Annotated in this window: 14 protein-coding genes; 8 read left to right on the forward strand and 6 right to left on the reverse strand. The window is 58.9% G+C overall.

Features of this window, described 5'->3' with window-relative positions; translation table 11 throughout:
* Positions 1–78 precede the first annotated feature (78 nt).
* From ACPF7Z_RS05595 to ACPF7Z_RS05625, 7 genes are all read left to right on the forward strand, one after another.
* On the forward strand, positions 79–411 hold the full coding sequence (locus ACPF7Z_RS05595; RefSeq protein WP_425192200.1) for a thioredoxin family protein: 333 nt from the start codon (positions 79–81) through the stop codon (positions 409–411).
* 340 nt (positions 412–751) lie between these two features.
* Entirely contained in the window at positions 752–2,011 is a 1,260-nt protein-coding gene (gene rho, locus ACPF7Z_RS05600; protein WP_425192201.1) for a transcription termination factor Rho, read from the forward strand.
* Positions 2,012–2,414: 403 nt separating this feature from the next.
* Entirely contained in the window at positions 2,415–3,902 is a 1,488-nt protein-coding gene (gene ubiD, locus ACPF7Z_RS05605; protein ID WP_425192202.1) for a 4-hydroxy-3-polyprenylbenzoate decarboxylase, read from the forward strand.
* Between the two features lie 28 nt (positions 3,903–3,930).
* Positions 3,931–4,680, forward strand: coding sequence for an NAD(P)H-flavin reductase (locus ACPF7Z_RS05610; RefSeq protein ID WP_425192203.1), 750 nt, complete (start codon positions 3,931–3,933; stop codon positions 4,678–4,680).
* Between the two features lie 53 nt (positions 4,681–4,733).
* A complete protein-coding gene (locus tag ACPF7Z_RS05615; protein WP_425192204.1) occupies positions 4,734–4,859 on the forward strand; it encodes a hypothetical protein in 126 nt (41 codons plus the stop codon).
* A gap of 505 nt (positions 4,860–5,364) precedes the next feature.
* Positions 5,365–6,444: a 3-deoxy-7-phosphoheptulonate synthase gene (locus tag ACPF7Z_RS05620; protein ID WP_425192205.1), complete on the forward strand. Its 1,080-nt coding sequence runs from the start codon at positions 5,365–5,367 to the stop codon at positions 6,442–6,444.
* An 8-nt stretch (positions 6,445–6,452) separates the two neighbouring features.
* Entirely contained in the window at positions 6,453–6,968 is a 516-nt protein-coding gene (locus ACPF7Z_RS05625; protein WP_425192206.1) for a DUF3087 family protein, read from the forward strand.
* 195 nt (positions 6,969–7,163) lie between these two features.
* Here ACPF7Z_RS05625 and ppk1 read toward each other — a convergent pair whose 3' ends face one another.
* Both ppk1 and hemB read right to left on the reverse strand, forming a co-directional pair.
* Positions 7,164–9,374, reverse strand: a complete 2,211-nt coding sequence (gene ppk1 / locus ACPF7Z_RS05630) for a polyphosphate kinase 1 (protein ID WP_425192207.1) — start codon at positions 9,372–9,374, stop codon at positions 7,164–7,166.
* A 41-nt stretch (positions 9,375–9,415) separates the two neighbouring features.
* Positions 9,416–10,423 carry a porphobilinogen synthase gene (hemB, locus tag ACPF7Z_RS05635; RefSeq protein WP_425192208.1) on the reverse strand — a complete coding sequence of 336 codons (1,008 nt, stop codon included), beginning with the start codon at positions 10,421–10,423 and terminating at the stop codon, positions 9,416–9,418.
* 209 nt (positions 10,424–10,632) lie between these two features.
* On the opposite strand from hemB, the gene elbB reads away from it, so the two are divergent.
* On the forward strand, positions 10,633–11,292 hold the full coding sequence (gene elbB, locus ACPF7Z_RS05640; protein WP_425192209.1) for an isoprenoid biosynthesis glyoxalase ElbB: 660 nt from the start codon (positions 10,633–10,635) through the stop codon (positions 11,290–11,292).
* 71 nt (positions 11,293–11,363) lie between these two features.
* Here elbB and tatC read toward each other — a convergent pair whose 3' ends face one another.
* From tatC to ACPF7Z_RS05660, 4 genes are read right to left on the reverse strand one after another with little or no spacing between them, the layout of a single operon-like run.
* On the reverse strand, positions 11,364–12,146 hold the full coding sequence (tatC, locus tag ACPF7Z_RS05645; protein WP_425192210.1) for a twin-arginine translocase subunit TatC: 783 nt from the start codon (positions 12,144–12,146) through the stop codon (positions 11,364–11,366).
* The gene (gene tatB / locus ACPF7Z_RS05650; protein WP_425192211.1) at positions 12,143–12,595 is read right to left on the reverse strand and encodes a Sec-independent protein translocase protein TatB; all 453 of its coding nucleotides are present in this window, start codon (positions 12,593–12,595) and stop codon (positions 12,143–12,145) included. The genes tatC and tatB overlap by 4 nt, the downstream gene beginning before the upstream one ends.
* Before the next feature lie 6 nt (positions 12,596–12,601).
* Positions 12,602–12,874, reverse strand: coding sequence for a Sec-independent protein translocase subunit TatA (tatA, locus tag ACPF7Z_RS05655; RefSeq protein WP_425192212.1), 273 nt, complete (start codon positions 12,872–12,874; stop codon positions 12,602–12,604).
* A gap of 30 nt (positions 12,875–12,904) precedes the next feature.
* Positions 12,905–13,243 (reverse strand): phosphoribosyl-ATP diphosphatase, encoded by a 339-nt coding sequence (locus tag ACPF7Z_RS05660; RefSeq protein WP_425192213.1) that lies wholly within the window; start codon positions 13,241–13,243, stop codon positions 12,905–12,907.
* Between the last annotated feature and the right edge of the window lie 44 nt (positions 13,244–13,287).

The raw sequence follows: 13,287 nt of genomic DNA on the forward strand, positions 1-13,287 counted from the left end.
TTGCTGGGCGCTACAGAGCTTGTCAATCGTGCATGTGCATCGTTCAATGGCATTGCGCAATAAACAGGTGGGACGAGGATGAAGATGACTGATAGCGCCATGGAATGGCTTTCTGATACGGCGCTGGAAGATGTGCTGGTACTTCCCGGTGCGACGCTAGTGGTTTTTACTGCTAACTGGTGCGCTCCTTGTCAAGCGCTGATACCTCGTTTAGAGAGGGTGATCGAGCGGCACGCGGCGCGATGTCGCTGCTATCTCATCGATATCGACCAATATCCCGAGGCGACACACAAGTACAATGTCCGTGGTATGCCGACGCTGTTCATGTTCGTCGATGGCGATCTCGAAGCCTCGCGTGTGGGAGCCGTCAATGAAGAGCAGCTCGAGGCTCTGATTATGTCTACTCTTTGACGACAGGGCTTGCGTTTGGCGGCGAGCTTAACTAACATCGAGACGTTCGCCTGTTCTAAATACTTCCCGGTCGTTTTGCGATCAATTTTCCAAGTCGTCAGTAGCCCACTGATTCAACCTATGCCTATCGACACATCGGTTGTGGTTGATAACATCAGGCAACAAGAACAGTACCTCTCCCGATAGCAATTATGGTCTCCCCTGGAGCCGCCATCCAATATGCTTATTGGCGAGCGAAAACCCTCAGGGCTCTGAACGCATTGTGCGGCGTATAACACCGCCTCCTGTCCTATTTCGGCGCACGCCGCCACGCTGACAAGAGCAACTTCTGAACAAACCGATGAATCTTACCGAACTCAAGCAAAAGACCGTGCCGGAACTGCTGGAAATTACTCAGCAGATGGGCATTGATAATTTGGCCCGTTCCCGCAAGCAGGATATCATTTTTGCCATCTTGAAGAAGCACGCCAAGAGTGGTGAAGACATCTATGGCGATGGCGTGTTGGAAATTCTCCAGGATGGCTTCGGCTTCCTGCGTAGCGCCGACAGCTCCTATCTTGCCGGGCCGGATGATATCTACGTCTCGCCGTCACAGATACGTCGCTTCAACCTGCGCAAGGGCGATTCCATCGCCGGCAAGATTCGTCCGCCCAAGGAGGGCGAGCGTTACTTCGCGCTGTTGAAGGTCAACCAGATCAATTTCGACAAGCCCGAGAACGCCAAGCACAAGATCCTGTTCGAGAACCTCACGCCCCTTTTTCCTCAAGAACGTATGTTCATGGAGATCGGCAATGGCTCCACCGAGGATCTCACCGCGCGCATCATCGACCTCACCGCCCCCATCGGCAAGGGCCAGCGTGGCCTGATCGTCTCGCCACCCAAGGCGGGCAAGACGCTGATGCTGCAGAACATCGCCACCTCGATTACCCGCAATAATCCCGAGTGCCATCTGATCGTGCTGCTGATCGATGAGCGACCCGAGGAGGTGACCGAGATGTCGCGCACTGTGCGCGGCGAGGTCGTCGCCTCGACCTTCGACGAGCCGCCGGCGCGTCACGTGCAGGTCGCCGAGATGGTCATCGAGAAGGCCAAGCGCCTGGTCGAGCACAAGAAGGATGTGGTCATCCTGCTCGACTCCATCACGCGTCTGGCGCGAGCCTACAACACCGTGGTGCCGTCCTCAGGCAAGGTATTGACCGGCGGTGTCGACGCCCACGCTCTGGAGAAGCCCAAGCGCTTCTTTGGCGCTGCGCGTAACATCGAGGAGGGCGGCAGCCTGACCATTCTCGCCACCGCACTGGTCGATACCGGTTCGAAGATGGACGAGGTAATCTTCGAGGAGTTCAAGGGCACCGGCAACATGGAAGCTCATCTCGATCGCAAGCTGGCCGAGAAGCGCGTCTACCCGGCACTCAACATTCGCCGTTCCGGTACCCGCCGCGAAGATTTGATCGCTTCGGAAGACGAGATGCAGCGCATGTGGATCCTGCGCAAGCTGCTTCATCCCATGGATGATACCGCGGCCACCGAGTTCCTGATCGATCGGCTGAAGGATACCAAGACTAATCTGGAGTTCTTCGAGGCCATGAAGAGACGTTGATTCTGACCTGCTGCGCTTGACGATACGGCGTTGGAAAACGATTCAAGCTACTCATTTACTAAAGTAAACTCCGTGCTGTCGCCGTTTTCCGCCTTGTCTCGTCTTCGCTCGCAACGGCCAGCTTTCAACGTCTTCTCTGAAGAATTCCAGCACGAGCGGCGCCGAGGCCAGGTCGGCGCGAAGGTCCTTTTTCATGGCCGGAAAAAGCTCCATGCAGTTCCGGCATTCCCGCCATCCATGGCGGTCAGATAGCAAAGGTAGCGCCCAGGGAGGGGTTCACAGCGCCTTCGCAAAGACCTGGCCTCGTAAAAGCCTCGATGAATATTGCCACCAGGCCAGGCATTGAAAGAAGGGGCGGCATGCTATGCTGCCTCTTCTGTCGTCTGGGAAGCGAGAAAACCGCATGAAGTACAAGGATTTGCGCGAATTCATCGCGGCGCTGGAAAAGAGCGGCGAGCTCACGCGCGTGACCGCCGAGGTGGATCCCTATCTGGAAATCACCGAGATCTGCGATCGCACCCTGCGTGCCGGCGGGCCGGCGCTCCTGTTCGAGAACGTCAAGGGCCACGGCATGCCGGTGCTGGGAAATCTGTTCGGTACGCCGAAGCGAGTGGCGCTGGGCATGGGCCAGGACTCGGTAGCCGCCTTGCGTGAAGTGGGCGAGCTGCTGGCGTTTCTCAAGGAGCCGGAGCCGCCCAAGGGTTTTCGCGATGCGCTGGACAAATTGCCGGTCTTTCGCCAGGTCATGAGCATGGGGCCGAAGACGCTCAAGCGCGCCCCGGTGCAGGAGGTGGTACTCGAGGGTGACGACGTCGATCTCGATCGCATTCCCATCCAGCACTGCTGGCCCGGCGACGTGGCGCCGTTGGTAACCTGGGCGTTGGTGGTCACCAAGGGGCCGCACAAGGAACGCCAGAACCTGGGAATCTATCGCCAGCAAAAACTCTCTCGGAATCGCCTGATCATGCGCTGGCTCTCCCATCGCGGTGGGGCGCTGGATTTCAAGGAGTGGTGCACGGCGCATCCCGGCGAACCCTTTCCCGTGGCGGTAGCCCTGGGCGCCGATCCGGCGACCATTCTCGGTGCGGTTACGCCGGTGCCGGATACGCTATCGGAATATGCCTTCGCGGGATTGCTGCGCGGCTCGCGTACCGAGCTGGTCAGGTGCGGGCATGCGGATATTCAAGTGCCGGCATCAAGCGAGATCGTGCTGGAGGGTTTCATTTATCCCGACGACACGGCCCCGGAAGGCCCTTATGGGGACCACACCGGCTACTACAACGAAGTCGAGACCTTCCCTGTCTTTACCGTGGAGCGCATCACCCACCGTCGCGATCCGATCTATCATTCCACCTATACCGGGCGCCCGCCGGACGAGCCGGCGATTCTCGGACTGGCATTGAACGAGGTCTTCGTGCCGATCCTGAGCAAGCAGTTTCCCGAGATCGTGGATTTCTATCTCCCCCCGGAGGGCTGCTCCTATCGCATGGCGGTCGTGACCATGAAAAAACAGTACCCGGGCCACGCCAAGCGAGTGATGATGGGCGTGTGGAGCTTCTTGCGTCAGTTCATGTACACCAAGTTCGTGATCGTGCTCGATGATGATGTCGATGCGCGATGCTGGGAAGACGTGATCTGGGCCATCACCACCCGCATGGACCCGTCGCGTGATACGGTAATGGTCGAGAACACGCCGATCGATTATCTCGATTTCGCCTCCCCGGTAGCTGGTCTGGGGTCGAAGATGGGGTTGGATGCGACCGCCAAGTGGCCCGGCGAGACCGATCGCGAGTGGGGAGTGCCGATCCAGATGGACGCCGCGGTCAAGGAAAGCGTCGATGCACGCTGGGAAGAGCTGGGCATTGTCTTGCCCAACGCAACAGAGCGATGAATCGCTTCGATAATCTTATGAGGACAGCATGACGGCAAGGACTCTGACCTGTCACGTGAGCGCGGTGGAAGACCTGACATCCGATGTCTTTCGTGTACATCTGGAAGGCCGCGCCGAAGCGATGGCCCATGCCCCAGGACAGTACCTGGAACTTAATCTCGAGGATGACATCTGGGTACCCTTTTCTATCGCCAACGCCCACCGCGGTGATGGCACTATCGAGTTGCATATTCAGCACTGGCCGGAACACGACAATTCCCAGCGATTGAGGGAATTGGTTCTAAAGTCCGGAGTGCTGAGGGTGCGTTTGCCCGGCGGTGAATGTCGCCTGGACCCTGACAGTTCGCGTCCGCTGCTGCTGATCGCCGCCGGTACCGGTTTCGCCCAGATGAAGGCCTTGCTGGAAGCCGCCCTCGCCGCGGACCAGGCGTTGCCGGTATCATTCTGGTGGGCGGTGCGCGAACGCCGTGACTTCTATCTCGAGAGCCTGGCGCGAGAGTGGGCCGAAACCCATTCCAACTTCTGTTTCCACGCGGTATCGGAAGCGCCTATAGAAGCAGGCTTCGATGAGGAGCGCGTATTTGGTCATCAGGGGCGTATCGATCAGGCCCTGGCGGCAAATCTGCAGGATATTTCGGAATACGATGTCTATCTGTCCGGTTCTCCGGGTATGGTCTATGCCTGCATCGATACCTTGAGGCCTCTGGGGCTCAAGCTCGAGCGCGTGTTTTCGGATGTCTTTTCCTACGCGCCGCGCGAGTCGTCAGAGTTGCCGTGACAAGCTAAAATCATAAATCCCTCTGATTACACTCACCTGATGGAGACGAATACATGTCGGAATACGATCCCAATTTCAAGGACAAAAGCGGCTTCATGTCTCTCTTTCTTGGTCTGGTAGTACTGTTGGGCATGAGTGCCTTGCCCGCGACCATCGTCTGGGTCCAATATTTTGAATGACGGTTGCCAACGCAGGCAAGCCGTGTAGGATAGAAAAGGTATCTAGGAGACGACCATGCTTTCTGCCCAATGTAGCCATATTGTGATCACAACCCAGCCTTCGCCGGGTGTGGAGCATGTCGGCTATCCGGCGGGATATTGGCGCTGGTTTAGAGATGGTGCGCCCGACGGTCAGGTCCCGAGAAGTTGAGCCAGATGACCTGAACCAAGAGGCGCACCCTGAACAGCAGGGTTGCCTCCATTGAATCATTGACCCCCCGGTGGCAACCCCATCGGGGGGTTTTTATTGACCATGAACACGACTCGCGACATAAACAGGTTTCAAGGAGACTGCACATGACCCTCTTATCCTTCGCCTACCGTGCTGATACAACCGGTTATCGTGACGAAGGTTATTGGCGATTTAACGTCGCCCGGTCGGTGCAATCTGCCACCTCTGGCCGGGAATTCATCGGTGGCCCACGACAATCCCGATGTCACCCATAGCCGGTCAGGAATTAGAATGATGAACGCACAATTACCCAAGATCGAAACTGCTATCGAGTCACGTTGTATCCCGAGCCATGAGCGGGTGTTACCGACCCCCGCGGAGCTGCGTCTAAGGATTCCCGTCGATGCCGAACTTCGTGCCCGGGTCACCGCCCAGCGCCAGGCGGTACGCGCCATTCTCGACGGTCGTGATGATCGCCTGCTGGTGGTGGTCGGCCCCTGTTCGATCCACGATCCCAAGGCGGCCCTCGAATACGCGGAGCGTCTCGCCGGACTGGCCGAGGAAGTCGCCGACCGTGTCCAGCTCGTCATGCGAGTCTATGTCGAGAAACCGCGTACAACGATAGGCTGGAAGGGCTTGGCCTATGATCCGCACCTGGATGGCAGCGACGACATGGCCCACGGTCTGACGCTGTCACGCCGACTGATGCGGGATGTCGCCGCCCTTGGCTTGCCGGTGGCGACCGAATTGCTACAGCCCATGGCGGCTCCCTATTTCGAGGATCTGCTGAGCTGGGCAGCCATCGGCGCACGCACCACCGAGTCCCAGGTGCATCGCGAACTGACCAGTGGCCTCGAAGCGTCGGTAGGGTTCAAGAACGCCACCGATGGTGGAATAGATGTGGCCATCGACGCCATGCATGCCGCAGCTCATCCACAATGTCACTTCGCCATGGACGTGCAGGGACGACCGATCATGCGCGAGACCCAGGGCAACCCGCACACCCACCTCGTGTTGCGCGGTGGTCATGGACAGCCCAATCATGATGCTGTCAGTGTCGCGGCCTGCCGCCGAGCGATGCTGGACGCAGGGCTCGAGCCACGGATTATGGTCGACTGTAGTCATGCCAATTCGCGCAAGGACCATCGTCGTCAGAGCGAGGTGTTGCTCGATGTGCTGGCACAGCGTCTGGGCGGTGACACTAGCCTGATAGGCGTGATGCTGGAAGGGCACCTGCATGAAGGCAAACAGCCCCTGAATCTTGACGCGCTGCGCTATGGGGTATCGGTCACCGACGCCTGCCTGGGATGGGAGACCACCGCCGATCTGCTGCGGCGTGCGGCGGAGCGCTTGCGCAACGAATCGAGTGAGTAACGGCAGGCATGAATTTTCGCTTCGAATATCACGACCCCGAGCAGTTTCGTCGCAAGTCACGCCTCATGGCGATCATCGTGGCGGCCCAGTTCATAGTTCTTGGTCTTCTGTTCTCGCAGCTGCTGACTGCAAAATTCGGTTCCAGCTTGGCCATGAATGCACTGGGCGTGTTGCTGGGATTACTGGCAACCAGTGTAGTGGTGGCCGTGCTGCGCGAACGACCTTGGTTACAGGATCAGTGCTATGCCTGGGAGCTCAAGCATCATCTGGCGCGCGTGAGTGGGCACCTGTCGACGCTACGGGAGGCGGGGCTGGAGGGTCATGATCCGCGCGCCCTGGATCTGCTGGCATTCTATCATCAGGGTATGCAACAAATGGCCGAACTCAATGGTCGCACCCCGGACGACGACAGCGAGCGCCTTGCCGAGCGTCTGAGGGTGCGTCAGGCTCGTGAGTCATTGAATATGCCGGCCGAGGTCTCAGGTCTCGATCCCCAGGCGGTGAAGGCGTTTCGCGAGGCATGAATAGGCTATGTCTGAAAAGTCGACGAGCGATGGCCAGCGCTAAGCCCGCTCCCTGCGGGCTAACGCATTTCCCACATCCCTGTGGGTCACAAATCAAAAAATCGACGAAAAGACGGAGTTTACGTGGTGTAAATGAGTACTTTGAGTTGATTTTTAACGCTGTATGGGCGAGCGCAGGCACTTTTCGGACAAAGACTAAGGCTTGGCGGCATAGGCGTAAAGCAACGTCTCCTGAGCGCTGATCGGCGCGGCGTCGTCGGGTTCCTGCTTCTGATAGCTGCCATCCTCGCGCAGCAGCCAGCTCTGACAGTTGTCCACCAGGTAGGTCTCCAGGTCCTTGCGCACACGCTGGGCGAGCTTCTTGTCGAGGATCGGGAAGCAGGTTTCCACCCGATGAAACATGTTGCGCTCCATGAAGTCCGCGCTTGAGGCCCACACCTCCGGCTTGCCGTCGTTGTGGAAGTAGAACACCCGGGTATGTTCGAGGAAGCGGCCGATGATCGAGCGCACGGCAATGTTATCGGAGATACCGGGCACGCCAGGGCGCAGGCAACACATGCCGCGGATGATCAGGTCGCACTTCACGCCGGCCCGGGAGGCGCGGTAGAGGGCGCGAATCAGGCGTGGCTCGGTGAGGGAGTTGCACTTGATGATCAGATGGCTCTTCTTGTCTTTCTCGGCGAACTTGGCTTCGCGATTGATCATCTCGACCAGGCGCTCGTGAAGCACGAAGGGAGCATGCAAGAGGATGTCGATGTTGCGGGGCTTGCCCATGCCCGAGAGCTGCTGAAAGACCCTGTGAACATCCTCGCAGAGGGTCTCGTTGGCCGTGAGCAGGCTGTAATCGGTGTACAGCTTGGCCGTCTTGGAGTGATAGTTGCCCGTTCCGAGGTGAACGTAATAACGGAGCTCGCCCTTTTCCCGGCGCACGATATGCACCATCTTGGCGTGGGTCTTGTAGGCCATGACGCCATAGATGACGATGGCACCGGCTTCCTGCAGCCGCGAGGCCAGGGCCAGGTTGTCGGCTTCGTCGAAGCGTGCGCGTAGCTCGATGACCACCGTCACTTCCTTGCCGTTGCGCGCCGCATCGACCAGGGCGCCGACGATCGGCGAGTCGGCGCCGGTACGATACAGCGTCTGCTTGATGGCCAGCACGTCGCTGTCCCGGGCCGCTTCCCGAAGCAGATCCTCGATCGGTGCGAAGGACTGGAAGGGGTGGTGGAGCAGGACGTCGCCCTGGCGAATGGTGTCGAACAGGCTGCCCTCGAAGCGGAGTTCCTTGGGAATCCCGGCCGTGAACGGGCGATAGAGCAGGTCGGGGCGATCCATGTCGCCGATCAAGGCCATCATGCGGATCAGGTTGACCGGCCCGTTGACGCGGTAGAGATCCTGTTCCTCGAGTTCGAACTGCTTGAGCAGGAAGGCCGCCAGGTCATCGGGGCAGTTGTCCGCCACTTCCAGCCGCACGCCATCGCCGTAGCGCCTCGCCAGCAGTTCGCCGCGCAGCGCCGAGGCCAGGTCGGAGACCTCTTCGGGATCGACGGCCAGGTCGGCGTTGCGGGTCAGGCGGAACTGGTAGCAGCCATGCACCTTCATGCCAGGGAAGACTTCCTGGGCATGGGCATGGATCATCGAGGAAAGGAAGAGGTAATCGGCATAGCCTTCCTCGGCCAGCGCCTCGGGCAGGCGAATCAGGCGCGGTAGCGAACGCGGCGCGGGCAGGATCGCCAGGCCGCCTTCCCGGCCGAAGGCATCCTGACCTTCCAGTTCGACGATGAAATTGAGGCTCTTGTTGACCAGCCGAGGGAAAGGGTGCGACGGGTCGAGTCCGATGGGGCTGATCACCGGCATGACCTCTTCCTCGAAGTAGTCACGAACCCATTCGTTCTGGGCATCGGTCCACTGGGTGCGGCGCCGGAAGCGGATGTTTTGCTCTTCCAGGGCAGGCAACAGCACATCGTTGAGGATCTGGTACTGGCGTTCGATCTGTTCATGGGTGATGCGTGCGATCTCGTCGAGTACCTGTTTCGGCGTCAGGCCATCGGCGCCGGTGTCGTCGCGTCCCAGCGCCAGCTGATGCTTGAGGCCCGCGACCCGGATCTCGAAGAATTCATCGAGATTCGAGGAGAAGATCAGTAGGAACATCAGGCGGTTGAGCAGTGGATGAGACGTATCCAGCGCCTGCTCGAGTACCCGAATGTTGAACTGCAGATGGGACAACTCGCGATTGAAGTAGAGAACGGCCTCGTCCAGCTCCGCCTCCGGCGAAGGCGTCGGCTTGGCATGAATGCCGGTGCGGGTGCGATTGACCCTCAGCGGTGGCGGAGTGGTTTCGGACTGGGTGGGCAAGGTGTCCTGCCCCTTTTTGGCAGAGGACTTCTTATGATCGCGCGACTTTTCCATCGCATGACTTCCCGAGTTCAGCGAGGAGCGTCGCGCCTCGACTATTGATTGAGCAGCTGGGCTGCGCGTTTGGCGAAATAGGTCAGGATGCCATCCGCCCCCGCGCGCTTGAAGCACATGAGCGATTCGAGAATCACGCTGTCGGCATCGAGCCAGCCGTTTTCGAAAGCGGCCATGTGCATGGCGTACTCGCCGCTGACCTGGTAGGCGAAGGTCGGCACCGCCAGTTCCTGCTTGATGCGCCGGACTACATCCAGATAGGGCATGCCCGGCTTGACCATCACCATGTCGGCACCCTCGGCCAGATCCAGGGCGACCTCGTGTACGGCCTCGTCGCTGTTGGCCGGGTCCATCTGATAGGTGGTCTTGTCGGCCTTGCCGAGATTGCCTGCAGAGCCCACTGCGTCGCGAAAGGGACCATAGTAGCGTGAGGCATACTTGGCGGAGTAGGCCATGATGCGCGTGTTGTGCAGTTGCTCCTGCTCGAGGATCCTGCGAATGGCGCCGATGCGGCCGTCCATCATATCCGAGGGGGCCACCACGTCCGCGCCGGCCTCCGCGTGAGAGAGCGCCTGCTTGAGCAGGGTCTCGACGGTACGATCGTTCTGCACGTAGCCCTGTGAGTCGAGAATGCCGTCCTGACCGTGCACGGTGTAGGGGTCCAGGGCCACGTCGGTGATCACGCCCAGTTCGGGAAGGCTCTCCTTGAGGGCCCGCACGCTGCGCTGCACGAGACCGCCGGCATTGTAGGCCTCTTCGGCAAATTCGCTCTTGTGCTGGGCATCGATGACCGGGAAGAGCGCCAGGGCCGGAATGCCTAGCGCTGAAACGTCGCGCGCTTCTTCAAGCAACAGGTCCAAGGACATTCGTTCGACGCCGGGCATGGAAGCGACTGCTTCGCGGCGCTGTTCGCCTTCCAGCACGAACACCGGCAGGATCAGGTCGTTGGGACTCAGCGACGACTCGCGCATCAGACGCCGAGAGAAATCGTCCTTGCGCATGCGACGCAGGCGGGTAGCGGGATATTGGCGTGGGATCAAAAAGCTCAAGATCGTGTCTCCAGTCGAAAGATTGCGGTCGCACGTCCCGTTAATCTGCTCAAGTAATATGACAGCGGGACGACGGCAACAAGAAGCGTATCCATTATATCAAGCATGAGGGTGCGAGAATGCCGGCGCCTTGTCGCACCCGGCAAGACCTTTTAGAGTGAAACTCATCGGCGGGAGTAAATCCCGGCACCGTGTCCAAGGAGTAAGGCATGAGCAAACAGGTAGCGATCATCCTGTCAGGCTGCGGTTTTCGCGACGGTTCGGAAATCTACGAGACGACACTCACCTTGCTACGTCTCGATCAGCTGGATATAGCATATCGCTGTTTCGCCCCGGATCTCGATCAACCCAAGGTCATCGATCATGTCAGCGGTGAGGCTTGCGAGAACGAAACGCGCAACATGCTGGTAGAATCCGCCCGTCTGGCGCGTAGCGAGATAGAGTCTCTCGAGGCGCTGAATCCGGACGATTTCGATGGAGTTATCCTGCCGGGTGGCCAGGGGGTGGCAAAGAATCTTTCGGATTTTGCCGAGGCCGGAGCCGACATGACGGTGCTGCCGCTATTGCGCGACAAGATCGTGGCATTTTTCGAGGCCGGCAAACCGATCGGACTGATGTGCTACTCCTCGCTACTGGCCCCCAGGCTATTGGATGTGACCATCCCGGTCACGGTGGGCCACAACGCCAGGATCGCCGGTGCCATCAGCAGCATGGGAGGTCTACACAAGACCTGCAGTGCGGATGATGTAGTGGTCGATCGTGAGCATCGGATCGTGACGACACCGGCCTTCATGACCGCCAAGGGTCTTGCCGAGGCCGCCAAGGGTATCTCCAAACTGGTCGACAAACTCGATGAAATGATGCGCTGAGCGACCCATCATCCAAACCAAGCATTCAGAAGCCCTGAACACGAGGGCTTTTCTGATCGACGTTCAGGATGTCAGGCGTCGTCGGCGTCTGCTGTTTTGCGCTGCCGCCTGCGGAGGACGCGTCCGGCCAGGATGCCGATCTCATAGAGCAGCCACATGGGGATGGCCAGCAGACTCTGGGAAATGATGTCCGGCGGTGTCATCAGCATGCCCACCACGAAGCAGCCAAGCACGATATAGGGACGTTTCTTCGACAGGCTCTCGACGGTGGTGGCCCCGGTCCAGATCATCAGAAAAGTGGCGATAGGAATCTCGAAAGCGACCCCGAAGGCGAAGAACAGCTTGAGAACGAAATTCAGGTACTGGTTGATGTCCGTCATCACCGCGACATTCTCCGGGCCCGTGTGCACGAAGAAGTCGAAGAGCAGCGGAAACACCACGTAGTAGGCGAAAGCGGCACCACCATAGAACAGCAGGACACTCGAGACCAGCAAGGGGATCGCGAGGACCTTCTCGTTTTCGTAAAGCCCAGGGGCAATGAAGGCCCAGAGCTGATGCAGCACGAAAGGCACGGCGATGAATACCGCGACCACCAGCGTCAGCTTGAAGGGCGCCAGGAAGGGCGAGGCGACCTCGGTGGCGATCATCTGGGAGCCTTCCGGCAGCAGGGCCATCAACGGATCTGCGACGAAGGTGTAGATGTCGTTGGAGAAGGCGTACAACCCCAGGAAAATCAGCAGTATCGCGATCACCGCTCGCATCAGACGCGAGCGCAACTCGATCAAGTGTTCGATCAACGGTGCCTGAGGTGGCTCTTCCGGAGTCTTGTTGCGCGGAGAGGGGGCTTCACTCATCGCGAGCTGGCATCCTTGTCATCGGCGGTAGCGGCATCCGGAGCCGTGGAGGCGGATTCATCGGGTGTTCGTCCGACTGCGTCTCGATGGGTATCTTGATCGAGGGGGGCTTCGAGGTTCCTTGGCGTATTCGCATTTTCACCAGAGGATGATTGCGCAGAGGTCTTGTCGGTGTTGCTCGATCCCGGCGCACTGACATAGTTCTCGATGTCCTTGCGGGCCTTGTCGAAACCGCTATCGAGCTTTTTCTGATGCTCCTCGAGTTTCTGGCGCAACTCTTCCGCTTCCAGTTGAGCGTTGATTTCGCGTTGCATGCCGGAGACGGTGCGCTTGATCTTGCCTATCCATAAGCCAGCCGTGCGGGCGGCCTGGGGTAGCCGCTCGGGACCCAGCACCAATAGGCCGACCACACCGATGATCAGTAGCTCGAGAAAGCCGATGTCGAACATGCAGGGTTACTTCCGCTCATGCTTGTCTTCGACGTGCTCACCACTGCGTTGTTCGGGTTTGACGTCGTAGGTTTCGCCTTTTTCGTCATGACGAACCTGGTGCTGAACGTTGTCGTCCTTTTCCTTGCCATCCTTGTCGTCTTCACTCATGGCCTTCTTGAAGCCCTTGACTGCACCACCCAGATCGCCACCGACATTACGCAGCTTCTTGGTGCCGAAGATCAGGATGATGATGCCGAGTACGATCAGCAACTGCCAGATACTGATACCACCTAACATTGAGAGTCTCTCCTGGGGCAATGACCCCGTTCATTCAGACGATCGGGCGGCTTTTTCGTCCAGCCCGGAAATGCCGAAGCGCTGTGCCAGTTCCTCGAGCACCGCCCGGTGATCGATATCGAGATGTGACAACATCACCAGACTATGAAACCACAGGTCAGCGGTTTCGGCGACCACTGCCTGATGATCCTGGTCAAGATCATTGGCACTATCCTTCGCCGCGAGGATGGTCTCGGTCGCTTCCTCACCGACTTTTTCGAGAATCTTGTTGAGCCCCTTGGCATGCAGGGATGCCACGTAGGAGGATTCAGGATCGGCATGACGTCGCTGTTTGAGCACGTCGCCAAGTTGATCGAGTATATCGCTCACCTGCAAACGCTCCTATGAGATAGAGAGTTGTGTGACATTGAAAG

The organism is Halomonas sp. GXIMD04776, assembly GCF_049808615.1.
Classification (GTDB): Bacteria; Pseudomonadota; Gammaproteobacteria; order Pseudomonadales; family Halomonadaceae; genus Modicisalibacter.